The organism is Algibacter amylolyticus, assembly GCF_014202225.1.
GTDB classification, from domain to species: Bacteria; Bacteroidota; Bacteroidia; order Flavobacteriales; family Flavobacteriaceae; genus Algibacter_B; species Algibacter_B amylolyticus.
In genome coordinates, this window is record NZ_JACHGE010000005.1 from 51,092 (window position 1) to 65,631 (window position 14,540).

Annotated in this window: 7 protein-coding genes; all 7 read right to left on the reverse strand. The window is 35.1% G+C overall.

Going from position 1 to position 14,540, the window contains the following annotated elements:
- Nucleotides 1-37: 37 nt before the first annotated feature.
- On the reverse strand, nt 38-2,389 hold the full coding sequence (locus HNQ90_RS11190; RefSeq protein WP_144116229.1) for a GH92 family glycosyl hydrolase: 2,352 nt from the start codon (nt 2,387-2,389) through the stop codon (nt 38-40).
- Nucleotides 2,390-2,441: 52 nt separating this feature from the next.
- Complete coding sequence (locus HNQ90_RS11195) at nt 2,442-3,839, reverse strand: sulfatase (RefSeq protein WP_206669643.1); 1,398 nt, start codon at nt 3,837-3,839, stop codon at nt 2,442-2,444.
- Nucleotides 3,840-4,136: 297 nt separating this feature from the next.
- A complete protein-coding gene (locus HNQ90_RS11200) occupies nt 4,137-6,230 on the reverse strand; it encodes a T9SS type A sorting domain-containing protein (protein WP_144116228.1) in 2,094 nt (697 codons plus the stop codon).
- A 129-nt stretch (nt 6,231-6,359) separates the two neighbouring features.
- Nucleotides 6,360-8,303, reverse strand: a complete 1,944-nt coding sequence (locus tag HNQ90_RS11205) for a heparinase II/III family protein (RefSeq protein ID WP_144116227.1) — start codon at nt 8,301-8,303, stop codon at nt 6,360-6,362.
- Nucleotides 8,304-8,406: 103 nt separating this feature from the next.
- Nucleotides 8,407-9,819, reverse strand: coding sequence for a hypothetical protein (locus tag HNQ90_RS11210; protein ID WP_144116226.1), 1,413 nt, complete (start codon nt 9,817-9,819; stop codon nt 8,407-8,409).
- 198 nt (nt 9,820-10,017) lie between these two features.
- Entirely contained in the window at nt 10,018-12,024 is a 2,007-nt protein-coding gene (locus tag HNQ90_RS11215) for an SGNH/GDSL hydrolase family protein (protein WP_144116225.1), read from the reverse strand.
- 19 nt (nt 12,025-12,043) lie between these two features.
- Nucleotides 12,044-14,539 (reverse strand): hypothetical protein, encoded by a 2,496-nt coding sequence (locus HNQ90_RS11220; RefSeq protein ID WP_144116224.1) that lies wholly within the window; start codon nt 14,537-14,539, stop codon nt 12,044-12,046.
- Nucleotide 14,540 lies beyond the last annotated feature (1 nt).

Below are 14,540 nucleotides of genomic sequence, written 5' to 3' on the forward strand. Positions count from 1 at the left end.
TACTATTTAGAATTTAAAATGGTTTAAACTCTAGTTATTAGTTATTGTTTTGACTGAATGATGGCGGTGGCACTTTTACACCCCAATTTTTACTAGGTTGCTGCCCCAATTCTACTTCTAAAACGCCTCCTTTTGCGAAGTCGTCGTGATAAAACCAACAATTATTTAACGTATTGTTATTTAATGCTGCGCCTTGAATATAGATGTTTTCTGGTGTGTTATTGGTGGTTTTAATTACAAATTTATCGCCTTGATAATAATCATTATTAAGATGAATGGTTACCTCATCAAAAATCGGGCTTGTAATCTCATAATATGGCTTTACAGATGCACCACCATCCAATTGAAAAAGCCCCATAGCCATTAAAGTTCCTAAAGCGCCCATTTGACCTTGATCTTCATCTCCTTTATAACCACCGTAAGGTGTGATATCTCCATAGACTTCTTTTACTTTTCGCACCCATTTTTGGGTTAACCACGGTGCACCCGAATAATTAAAAATATGAGCCATTCCGGTTCCTGGTTGGTTTCCATAATCGACCCAGCTGGCCGCGTGGTTTTTATTGGCACCAACAAAATCTAGCTTTTCACCTTTATGAAAGGATTCGTCTAAAAACTTAGTATAGGTTTCTGCACCACCAAATAAATTTATTAAACCCTCCATATCTTGAGGTACATAGTGTGTATAAATAGCCGAATTACTTTCGCAAAACCCTCGAGAATTAAAACTTTTTGAAACCGGCTGAAAATCTTTTATCCAACTACCATCCATTTCTTTTGGATGAATCATTTTTGTTTCAGGATTCCAAAGGTTCTTATAATTTTGAGACCGTTTCATAAAAACATTATAATCGTCTTCTTTATGTAAAGCTTTTGATAGTTGCGCCAAACACCAATCTTGATACGCATACTCCAGCGTCATAGACGCACCATCTTTATGGCCGCCTTTAGCTTCAATACCTTCTGGCACCCAACCTTGATCGATATAATATTGCATACCACCTCCAAAAGCAGGAGATTCCTGCTCGTAACCCGCATGATCTCTAGAACCACCTACAAAGGCATTTTTACGTAAGCCTTGGTAGGCCTTTTCTATATCGTAATTTCTAATACCCTTATTATAGGCTGTGGCGAAAAATGAAACCGATGGATCTCCAATCATTACAAACGTGTAATTTCCTCCCGAAGGTCCACGAGGAATAAGTCCGCCATTATCATACATATCGACCATAGTATTACAAAAACCATCCATAAGTTCTGGATACACCATGGACCATAAAATATTTAAAGACCAATGGCTGCCCCACCAAGCATCAAAATTATAATGCGGAAATAAAGGTTTTCCGTTATCATCTAACCTTACCGCTCTTGTAACTGGCTTATCACCTGTCATATCGGTATACTTACCATCCACATCGCTAATAATTCGGCGTCCTAATAAGGCATGCCATAAATCTGTATAAAACTTAACTTGTTGTTTATGCGTGCCGCCTTTTATTTCAATTCTACTTAGCCAATCGTTCCAAGTTTCTAAAGATTCATTATGTACTTTATCAAAATCCCAATGGTTAATTTCGATTTCTAAATTTTTTCGAGCTTGTTCTACGCTTACATAAGAAATCCCTACTTTCATGAGTACTTCAGCAGCCTTCTTTTTATTAAAAACTAGCCCAACGCCAGCGTTTTCACCTTGAATGGTGTCTGTCTCTTTTTCAAGTAATTCATTATTCACCCAACCTTTAAAACTTGTAAAAGGCGTATTTAATTTTGCTACAAAATATACAGGAGTATCTTTAGGGCGACGACCTGTGCCTTTAAGAACCTGAACGCCCGCTATTTCGGTATTGCTTACTTTCCAAACTTTAGAAAACGTTGTTGGCCCATGTGCTAATCGAGCTCCTGTATCAAAAATGATAGTCTTTTCCTTGTGTTTAGGGAATTTGTATTTATGAAATCCAACTCGAGTGGTTGATGTTAATTCGACTTCAATATCATAATCCTTTAAAAAGACTTTATGATACCCTGGTTTTGCAATTTCGTTATCGTGACTAAAAGCCGATTGATAATTATCCATACCCAAATGCCCTTTAAAAGCTCCTGTTGTAGGCATAACAGCAATTCCTGCCAATTGCCATGCATGTATATGGCTAAACGAGCGAATGTACTTACTATCGTATAAATAGCCAGAACTCCACGTTTTAGCGGTATCGGTATCTGGACTTAGGTTTACCATACCAAACGGGCGACTTGCCGAATTAAAATAGAACCATCGAGAATTTACGGTATCCACGAATGGGTTTACTAAATCGACAGGTTTTTGTTGGGCAAATACTTGTGAAAACAAGATTAAAGAACTTACGCAAATTAGTTGTTTTATGATATCTTTCATTTGCCTCTCTATTTTTACAGATTAAAAGAATTATTTAAGAATTAAAATGTACTTATTTTGCCACTGAAACCACACCTTTTCTAACCTCACTTTCCCAATTTTCTAGTTGCGACAGCATGTTTTTAACACGTTCTGGCTCGTTGGCCGAAAGATCTTGTTTTTCAGATAAATCATTTTTTAAATTGAAAAGCTCGATAGATTGTTTACCTTCATTTTCTATGGTTACAAGCTTCCAATCTCCATTTCTTACAGCTTTTTTGCTTCCAAAAACCCAATACAGATTTCTATCTTCAAGCTCCGTTTCATTAATCAAATGTGATTTAAAGTTAATGCCATCTATATTTTTAACCGAAGGCTTACCTCCAGCAAAATCGACTAAGGTTGGTAAAAAATCCATAGTCATAACCGTGGCATTACTAACAGAATTCGCCTTAATTTGATTAGGGTAACTAATTATAAGTGGCACACGATGTCCGCCCTCATAAACCGATGCTTTTGAGTCTCTAAGTCCGCCGTTATCGCCTCGTTTTCCTGCCGCACCATTATCTGAACAAAAGATAATCATGGTGTTTTCATTTAAATCTTCAGCATTTACGGTTTTCATGATTTCACCAATACCTTCGTCCATAGTTTCAATCATTTCAGTGTAAATTAATTGAACACTATCCTTGGCAACCTTTCTTATATATTTTTTATTCCCTTCTTCTCTAACGGGTTTATCGTGTCGACCTTGAATTGGATAATGTGGAGATTCTTGAGACAAGTATAAGAAAAATGGTTTTCCTGTTTTTTTAGGGTTATTATTCTTGATATAATTAATGCCGTAACGTGTTATCAAATCTGTAGTATATCCTTTTTCATTATCAATAACATTACCTTTCCACCAATCTAAATAGCCTTCTTGATCTATGTGTGAATGGTAATCAATATTCCCGCCAACAAACCCCGTAAATGTTTCGAAACCTTGATATGTAGGATTAAATTCTTCGGCATAACCTAAATGCCACTTACCAAACATAGCCGTAGCATATCCCAAATTTTGCAATTCTTCTGCCAAGGTTAACTCTTTTAAATTCAAGCCTACTTCTCTATGATTTGCGGCCGTAATTACGCCTTCTACACCTGTACGTTGTTGGTATTTCCCGGTCATTAAAGCTGCTCGTGTTGGACTGCATACTGGTCCGTTTGAATGGAAATCTAAAAACTTTACACCTTGAGCGGCTAGCTTATCAATATTTGGTGTGTTTATTTTTGTACTACCGTAACTTGATAATTCACCATAACCCAAATCGTCTGCCATAATTAAAATAATATTAGGCTGAATAGATTTATTACTTGCTTCTTGTGGTTGCTTTTCTTGTTTTTTACAAGACAATATTACCACAGTAATACCTAAAATTAATTTAACGGCATGCTTGAAATACATAGACTTTTTCTTTTTTGTTTTCATTTTTAAGAAATAATTTTCATGCAACTGAGGTACGTTTATTTATGGCTTTTAAACTGTTTAACAAAAACCAAAAACTACCCCTGATACAATAGGTATGCAATCTAATTTTTTAACGAAAACTTTTATATAAATTATAACCCACAGATTATAAATTATAGTTGTTTTTATATTGTAGCGCATTAGACTTTGCTTTTTTCTTGTTAAATGAGGCAAAATCGATTTTAAAAACAAAAAAGCTAGAAGTTTTAAACTCCTAGCTTTTGTATGTTGTACGTAATTAATATTTTTAAAAGCACCTTATAATTTTACTACCTTTTTTGTTACTTTATTGTTATTATCGCTAACCGTTAAAAGATATAATCCACTTTTAAGATTTGACAAATCTAAATTAACTTCTTTTAAATTTTCTGGTTGAGTTTCTAAAACTATTTGTCCATTAATACTATATAAAGCAATTTTAGTTTGAGCTCTATTTAGGTTTGTATTAGCCAATGAAAGTTTAAGATTATTTGAAACTGGATTAGGATATAAGCTGATTGAATTGGCAAAATCATTAACTGATAATGAGGACTCAAACACTTGTACCTCTGCTAAAGATAATGCTACCGAATCATCTAATTGCACAATTTTAATCGTCTCCCCAATAGCACCACCAGCATCGATAGTTGCTAAAGGGTTTGGAGCATCGTTGGTGAAGGTTTTCGCGAACGTTTCAATTCCATCTGCATTATAAACGTAGACTGCAAAATTAGCTAGCCTATCGATATAGCTTTGTTTACCTGTTCTGTTATACACAATGATATCTCCTATGGCATACTCTGATGCCAAACGTACTTTCCACCATGCGCCAACATCAGAAGGATCCGTATGTGTTACCGAATTATTATTAAAATTACCATCAGTATTACCATCATTAGCTCTACTAGGAGCACCTCCGTATGCCGTTGATGACTGGCTTGCCGTACCTACCAATGCTAAATTATCTGAATCGCAATTTAAAGCGGTTACCGTATTATTTGTTCCGTTATCTGTAATGTTATCTGTATCGCAGGCTATAACCGTTACATTATCGCTATCCGTATGCATTATTACCGGGAAATTCGTGAAATTTTTAACTACTATATCATCAGACGAAAAATTATTCTGGGAAGCATTACTACCATTTAGTACTCTAAGACCTTGTAAATCGCCAGATACCATAATTTTAAGATTACTTGGTATTTCATCTGCTGGAATATCACTTCTAAACGTTAAATCATGATTTTCACCTCCTATATAGGCCATAGCATCATGCCCATTGTAATAAGCGTCACTTGGTGGTAATACAGTAATATCTGCGATGTAACCATTATCACTACCATAGGTATTTTTAAAAACTGGGCCGTAAATAGCATCTGCTCCACTATCTACAACGGTACCACTTCCTATTGAATAGCCATTTTCGCATCCAATTACCGTACAACCTTCAACATATTTTGTACCCGTAGCATGAGCTAGTGTAACTCCTGTTCGAGTGTTTTTTATGGTACAATTTAATACGGTAGGGTTATCTGTTCCTCTTTGAATCTCAACACCATCAATATACGTCGTTCCTCCATTGTAAGCACGAATTCCTGCTTCTTGTAAACTCATCATATAACCAGCTGGTAACTTATAGCCCCAAGTTGTCATGAAATCTACATCGAAGGCTGGTCCCGAAGTTTCTGCTAACATATCATCTGTAGTACGCACTTCGCCTTCAACATAACACCCTTCAATAACCGGGTAACTTGCAGCCTGCATAAAAATACAGTGTCCGTAGGTACGTGAAATGATATCGCAATCTTTAACATGGTTACGTAAACCTCTTACTAATAAAACACTATGCTTATAGTGCTTTATTACGGTATTTGTACCGCCTTTACCAAAGGCATCGCCGTAACCATAAGGATAAGAACCTCTAGATGAAATATGAAAACCTTCAATTCTATTATCTCTTCCATCCATAACAATGTTTTGTGCCGATTTAGAAGGTCTTGTATTACCAACATCGACCATTGTTAGATTTTTAAGCACATTATTATTACCTAATATTTGTAATTCATTTACAGATACATTGCCAAATTTAGTAAAGACAAAAGTGGCTATATTTAAAGTTACTCCTGTAAAATCGTAAGTACTATCAGACCCTTCAAAAAGTAATAAAGGATTTGAAAATGTTCCGTTTGTAATATCAGAACCATTAATTGAATAATCGCCGGGTGCTAGTTTTACATCTACATTATCTTGTTTTAGATAAGGCAGTAATTCTTGAAGCGAATTTACAGTAACTGTTTGTGCTTTTATTTGCAACACAAACAATAATAAAAGTAAGGTAAAACCAGATTTTAGTAATGTGTAGTTTTTTGTCATAGCTATTGTAGTTTAGTATTTCCAAAATTAAACTATATCAACCCTAGACCTTATAAACTATGTTGCAGACTTAATAAATTAAAGCTCAATTTCAAGTAAATAGCTATCTACAATTAATTTTTCTTACAGCTACTGGAATATAGGTGTATAGACCACGGTTATACTTCCTTTTTTAACAGGATTTAAAAAATCTACTCCAATTCTTATAGCGTCCTTACCATTACGAAGGGCTTTAACAGGAACAGGTTCTGGAGTAATTTTAATAGAACCACCTTCACTTATAACATCCACCTTTAGCTTCTGATTTTTATTTGTTAAGATTAATGTGTTACTATCTAGAATTTCGTACTTGGAAAACGTCATGATTGCTGTACCAAATGTTACATTTTCTGAAGCTTCAAAATCATCTGTAATACGCATGGTGCCCGCTCCATTTTTATCATTTACCATGGTACGTTTCAATACTTTTAAAGCAGGAATTTCATAGGCTGGTTTTAGGTCCATGACCACCTCATCTCTATTCTTTTTAAAATTAGTTTTTAAAACTTCGCCTATAAACTGCTTACCATTTGATTGTAATGTATTGTTAATTCTAGGAACCGGATGCCCCCAAGAACTGCGTGCTTTATTGGTTTTAGAAAAAGCGCCTGCGGTATAAGATGGCGCTCCAATATCGCCGGTTATGTAGTCTTTTCCAAAAAGCACAGTATATGTACCCACATCACTATGGTTATGGTTTTCTGCGTTGTGCCCCGCTTTTATAGCTATAGAAAAAGGAACTTGCTGTTTACCGCGAGATATAACCATACCCGATGTATCGAAATAGGTAACATCTGGCAACACTTTATTGTTGCTTGTATCTGGGTTTGAAAAAATCTCTTCATGATTCCAAGCTGTTAACTGCTCGGTAGCTTCCTCAAACTTAAAATGGTCGGGTTTAAGCGCATTATAATAATAAGCAGATAGTGCATATGGAAAGTTTCCTTTTTGATTTGCGGCTACAATATTTCCATCGGCAAATGGTGCATAGTTTAAGTTTTGAATTTCAAAATTCTCGGGAAAGTTACCTACGTTTTTTAATTGTTCTGGATTATTAAACTTAAACAAATCTATTTTACCATGAGTATAATCAAATAAAGTTTGCGCAATGTACAAATAATGACCAAAACCGTAACTCCAATACCCTATACCTTCAGAGCAATACCCATCGTTACCAAAACCACTTAAATAATATTTACTGCTATTTATTGCCGATCCTATGGCAACCAAGCGCTCTTGAGGATTACTAGAATTTGCTATGGTAGAAAATATGGTACCGCTATTACAAACCGAATTCCAATTGCTTGTACTTCTAATCCACCTGTTTAATTTGTTTTCGCCTTTGCAACTTGCTAGATAAGAATCGGTAATTCGCTTTTGAACTAAAGCTGAAGCTTCGTTTTTAAGATTAGTATCTAGTTTATCGTCTAAAAGAACTACTGCCAAAGTTAAATCGGTTCCGAATTTACGAGCCCCCAAATCGATAGTGATGCTTTTTCCTTCTAGATTACTGTTTTCATTATCGTCATGATTAGGATGTAACCAAGACTTCATATCCATAATAGCCCGCATATACACTTCAATTTGTGGTAAAAACTGTCCTTTATTTTCTATGCACTCCGCTAAAATAAAACGTTCTAAATTATCCATGGTGCGGTAATAACGTGGTTTATAAATACCACGATTACCTTCTTTGTTGGCTCTTTTATATATTTCATCTGAAATAGGAACCTCTGGTGCTTTATATAACACTGAATGAGCTGTAAGCAAATACTCTTTACCCGACTTAGATGCCGCAATTTTATCCCAAAATGCTCTATTAGATATATTTGGTGCTGGCTGATACGCTTCGTTAGGAATAAAATCTTTAAGCATTTCTATTTGCTTATCCGAAGGGTAAATTTTATTAGTATCGGCTAATGCTAAATACGAATTTATATCTAAAGTTGATTCTTGTGCCTTGTTTTTACAACTGAAAACTATGGTTATAAGAGCACATAAGAAATAGGGTTTAACAATTTTTATAAGTTTCATATGTGATACTTGATTTATATTTTTTTGAAAAAGCATGAACTTAATAAACGCCAAACATAATATGATTACATATGGTATTTATAAATACTTTACATGAAGGCTTTTAAGACTTAACTTCTATAACTTGACCTTTACTTTCTACCTCTAAATTTTGGGTGCCTGAATGTTTTAAAACTTGTGTTTGTGTTTTATTTTCAAGCTTAATATTGGTAGCATGCATGGTCGCTTTTGAATTGTAATTACCGTAGCCTTCCCAAACTGAAAGTTTAATAGCCATGTCTTTAGGTATAAAATCGTCGTTACCAGTTTTTATAACAATATGATGCCCTGTTCCATTAATTTTAGCTAACATATTATTAGCCATTCCATTGCGACTGTCTAAAATATTAATATTTACGGCAGCATTTTTGGCATTAGTATAAGGCACTCCAAAGGCTTCTCCATATTTTGCATCGGCACTACAATTAATCACAACATCTTCGTTACCTACATTAAACCCTGTTGTAACGCAGTCGCGCACTACACAATTAATAACTTTATCGCCAAATTTATTTAAACCTACACAAATCCCTCTTCGCATTTGAAAAACAGAGCAATCTTTTACGGTTGTATTTTTAGTAGGGTGTCCCTGATATTCAGGGTATAAACGAATGCCATCTTCGCTAAGCGATACTATTTCTCCTGGTAAAATCTTTCCATCAAGTCCAATTACAGTACCTTCTACATAGCCGTTTTTATGAGCATGTTTTGGTTTTAAAGCATAAAAATCCCTATCGAATCCATAGCCCGAAGTTTCAGCTAAAATAGCATCTGTAGTACGTAATAAGCCATCGACATGGCAATCTTCAATCAATGTGTTTTCTGCGCCTTGTAAAAATATAGCATGCCCCATGGCGCGCATATGCACTTTACAACCTATAAGGGAAACATTTTTTGCAGGATAGCCTACACGAATGCCATTCATTTTTCTAACATCGCCACCGCCTAAACCGTATAAATAGCCATAACCCCAAGGGTTTGATCCAGAAGTACGCACCTCAACGTTTTTAAGTACTATACCTTCTCCAACAACATTAAATATTTTGTTTTTACTCTGTAGGCCAGATGCATCGCCGTAGGTTTCAATATATAAACCCTCAAAAACAGTATTGTTTCCTGAAATCTCAATAGCACAATACATGCTATTACCATCGTCGCTTTTAGCCAAATCTTTACGACTAAAGAGCTTGGTATCTACCATAAACCGCACACCAGTTAAATCGTAATGTGAATTGTTTCCTGTAACTGCTATAAATCGGATACTTTTAGCTTGGTCTATTTGGTAATTTCCAGGGGCAAGTTTTATTTTAACATCATCTTTATCGATATACTTTTTAAAATCGGAAAGTGAATTTACTGTTATAATTTCTTTTTGAATACTTACAACTTCATCTTTAGCTTTAGCTCTAGCATCTTGACAAGACACAAACAAAATTAGAAATGACAAGCTTAAAAAACACAATTTAGTTAATCTCATAGGTTTAAATTTTGATACACATAAAATTAAGTCCGATTTAGTTTTTCTTGCATAAATCAACGTTCATTTTGTATAAACTATGAACTTTTTTAGGGGATTTCATTAAACAATAGTCTTACTGGTGTAAAAAAATGATTAAAAACTATAATTTCTAGAGGAATTAAAACTAACCACATTATTCCTTTAAAAGCACTCCGATTACTGCTGGATTAATGTATTGAGATAAGTAGGATAATTGGCTCCTTGCCCTCCTCCTCTAGTAATAGAATCGCCAAAACAAATTATGTTTTGATTGGGTTTTAAAAGTTTATTATGGGTTAAAAAATCATATACATGATGCGCTATAAATCGATAGCCCAAAGCTGTCGGGTGCACACCATCTTCCTTTCCACTATTTTTCATATTTCTAATAAGAATATCTTGATTGTGCACTGGTAAGTTTAATGCTTTAAACTCGGCGTTTAAATCGTAAAAATACACCTGATTTTCTCGGGCTAAGTTTTTTATAATTTCGCCAACGTTATCTATTTTTTGGTTTGGGGTTTCTTTAAACAAAGCTCTGTTATGTCTAGTAAAGAGAAAAGTACTATCTACAGGAATAGGACTCATTAATACCAACTCACTGCCACTAGACTTAATTTTTTTAATTAAAGTTTCTAGGTTAGTGGTGTATGTTTTATAATCCATCATTTTCTTGGAATTCAACATATCGTTTGTACCAACCATCATGATTACTAAATCTGGTTGCTTTGCAACAACATCTTTATCTACTCGTGCTAATAAATTATTTGTAGAATTACCACCAACCCCTGCATTAATAACATGTTTCTTTTCTTCAAGGTTGGTTACGGTGCAATTAATAGACAAATCATTCAGCTTTACAGGCATGCCTGTATAATTAAATAACTGGATGTTTTTAGCTCCGGCAAAAGCACCGTGTTTAGCATCTGGTTTTCTGTAACGGTGCACATCATCCCAAAAAGATTCACCAAAAACAATAGGAGATTCAATGCTTCGCTTTTTATTTTGGTAATTACGAATGGTAATATGATGACCCGAACCATTAATTTCTGCTAAGCGCGATACGTTATACGCACTTACGGCATCGGTTAACTCTAAATCGACTTTACAGTTTTTTACATTGTTTCCCACAAACGTGATTAACGGACCGTATAAGGCATCACCTTTAGAGTTTTCAATAACACCATCTGTACCAATAGAAAACCCTTTTTCTTGACAACCAACAGCGGTAGAGCCCACGATTTTAGTTGGTGGTAAATTAGAGCTTAAATCGAACCCAGAACGCATATTTTTAACCGTACAATTAATTACGGTAACACCTTGTGTTCGTCTTCCGCTTAAACCTCCAGAAGGGTAGGTTCTAATACCATCTTCAGATAATGATTTGATTTCGTTAGGTTGAATTTTACCTGGCGGATAATCACTTTTAAATCCAACATTAAAAGCTAATCCAGAAGTTTCGGCCAGCATATCGTTAGTTGGTCTCATTTTACCTTCTACATAACAATCTTTAAAAAGTGTGTTTACAGCGCCTTGCATAAAAATGCCATGACCAAAGGCATGCGTTACCACCTTACATCCAAAAAATTTAGTATTGGTGCCTTCTACCAACAAAACCGAATGCTTATGCAAAGGAACAAGCGCTCCTCCGCCTTTACCTAACAAATGTCCGTAACCGTATGGTGTAGAGCCATGAACAAATAAATCGGCATTTTTTATGGTGTTATCATCTCCCATAACGCGCAACATTTGCACGCGATGCGCAGGAACGTGACTACCAATATCTTTTCCTTTTAATCCTTCTATATAATTATTGTTGCCGCTTACCAAAAACTCACTAAACTCACTTTTAGGATAGTTTTTATGTAGTTTTCCATCAATATTTAAAGTTACTCCCGTTAAAAAATACTGACTATTATTACCAGAAAAATGAATAAGAGAACCTATACGAAAATCGCCTTCCTTCTTATTATTTTCACCATATTTAAAAATACTTAAGGCTCCAATTTTAATAGAATTTACATGGTATTCACCAGGTTTCATTTTAACCAAAACATTGCTCTTTTTAGCGTATTTGGCTAACTTTTCTACAGAATTTATAAAAATAGTATCGCGTGAAGTATTTGTGGCTTTTACCGAAAACACTACTGTTAATAGTAAAATTGAGCTTATTATATTTTTCATTTGAAATATTGAAAGTTTATTAATTCTGAATCGTAGTTTCGGTATGTAGTAGCTTACCGTTTACATAGTCTTCTATCTTGATTTTAATATCATTTTGTTTGAAATTGGTAACTGTAATAACTTGTTTTCTGCCACCGCTTAAATAAACTACTACTTCATTTGCATTATTTGATTCTATTTTTTCGATTGAAGACTTTCCTTTGTAAGGTTCTAGCACCGTTAAAAACTGTGTTTCTTCACTTTTAACCCGAACACCATAAGTCGCTCTATCCGGATTATTTCTTATCCCTCTTGGTGCACCGCCATTAGGATAAGTTGCAGTAAACACTTCTGCTTTTTTTGGCCAGAGTGTGTGAACATCTAACTTCATATCTTTTTCTTGAAACATCACTTTGGTTCCTTTTTTTGTTTGGTACCATTGTGCGTTTGTAAAGTATTTGTATTGAGAATTTAAATCTTCACTTAGTTTTGGCATTAGAGTTCCTTTGGCTTTTACGCCATTGATAGACTGCAATCCTATTGGGTGTAACATCCAATCGTAAGTATGTTTTTGTGGCGCTTTCATATAATCGGCTATCACGACGTAATCATTTGTGACTACCGATAATCGGCGTTGTAAAACAGGTTTAAAATCTGGATCGAAATCAAAATCATTCCATGGCGGAAATAATTCTTTGTTAAATATTGGAATTCTGCGCCATCTAGCTTCCGTTTGTACAACAGTCGCTTGCATGATATCGCCCTTAAAAAACAATGTTTGGATTGATGGTAAGGCTTCTTGTTGCAACGCATCGACCACAACCATATTATGTGTTGCAGATGCTTGTACACTTTCCTTATACCCCGGATCACCATAGCCAAACCACACCATTTCGGTTCCAAAATATTTATGACCATATCGGTTTAAAGCGGTCATTCCGGTTCTATCCAAATGCCCGTGCCAACCTCCATGTGTACCAAACTTAAAATAGGCCTGAATTTGGTCTTTAGGATTTTGATCTTTTGGCTGAGAGCGTAAGGCTACCAAACCAACATTAGACACGTAATCTGATTCTGTTCTAGGATCTTTAACTTCTGGCAATTCGGCTACGCCATACAGCAAAGATTCCCAGCTATCTCTTTTAGACTTACTAACTACCCATGCTAAATCGTTACCATTAAAATGCCTATAAGCCAATTCGTAAAACTCATGGGGTTTAGCCACTGTTCCGTCGTTATTAGGAATTAAATTGGCATCTTCATCCATCATAGGAATATAGGCGCTCACCATGTCCTTAAGTCCACGGGTGCTACTTCCTGTAGGTCCCCAAATATCAAATTTCATTCCTGTAAATCCTTCTTTGGCATTTTCAAAATCTTTACTTTTAAATCGAGTAGGAAAACGTCTGTCGTATAAATTCCATCCGTAATTTTCAAAAGCTTGGGCCGTAAGACAGAGCCTTTCTGTTACCAAATAGCAATATCCTGGTGTTCCTTCAAACCACCAACCATCTGCCATAATACCTTTAGTCATTTGATCTATTAGTCCGCCATCGCTTTCAACAAAATGATTAACGGCTGCCATATCTTGCAAGAAAAGGGATGTTATAACAGCTCCAACATTAGCACTTGCTTGATGATTCATTATACCAATAGGATCCATATGTGCCTTATCCTGTTTTAAATAAAGACGCATTGATTTTTCAATGTTTGTTCGCTCTTTTTCAGATAAAACATCTTCACCATATAAAATATCGCAGGTTAATGCCAAATACATAAAAAAGAAGCCTTCGTGCACTTGCACCCCTGTTGTAGCAGCACCAAGAGATAAATAGCCCTCTTCTGGGTCGCAAACATCATTAACGAGCTTAACCGCTTTGTTTAAATAGACTTTATTCCCTGTAAACTTATAGGCTAATACCACTTTAAAAAGAGCTTCACCATCTGCTGCTTTATACGCTAAACTTTTCCAGCGTTTAACCGGTCTTGGTTTATCGACCACCTTTCTTTCTGGAACTTTATAAGCATTTGCAAATTCGATAAGACCATCTAGATTTTGTTTTGCCCAATCTACATTTTCGGCCTTTGCTTTAGCTTCTTTTAAAATCTCGCCTGTTACCAAAAGAAATGGATGAGGTTTATAGCGAACGGTAATAAACTCTAACGTTTCTTTACGCTTACTGTCTTTGTTTTGTATTTCCAAAAAACTAGATTCTTGACCTCCAACAGGAATTCTGTTACTTACTTTTACATAAAACTCACCATGATACACTTGATTACCTTTCACTGAAATAAGTGTATCCTTAATGGTAACCTGACAAGCTAAGGTTCTTGGGTTTTTAATTTGAATAGCATAAACTTGCTCGGTATCATGGTTATTCTTAATTTGGAATGCATACCTGATAGTTTCGTTTACTTTTGCTGCTTTAGACTGCTGAACATTACTTAAAATGATATTATTATTATTATTATTATTAGCAAAAGCGCTGATGCTGAAAAATAAAATAACTAGAACAATTAGATTTTTGGTTGGCATT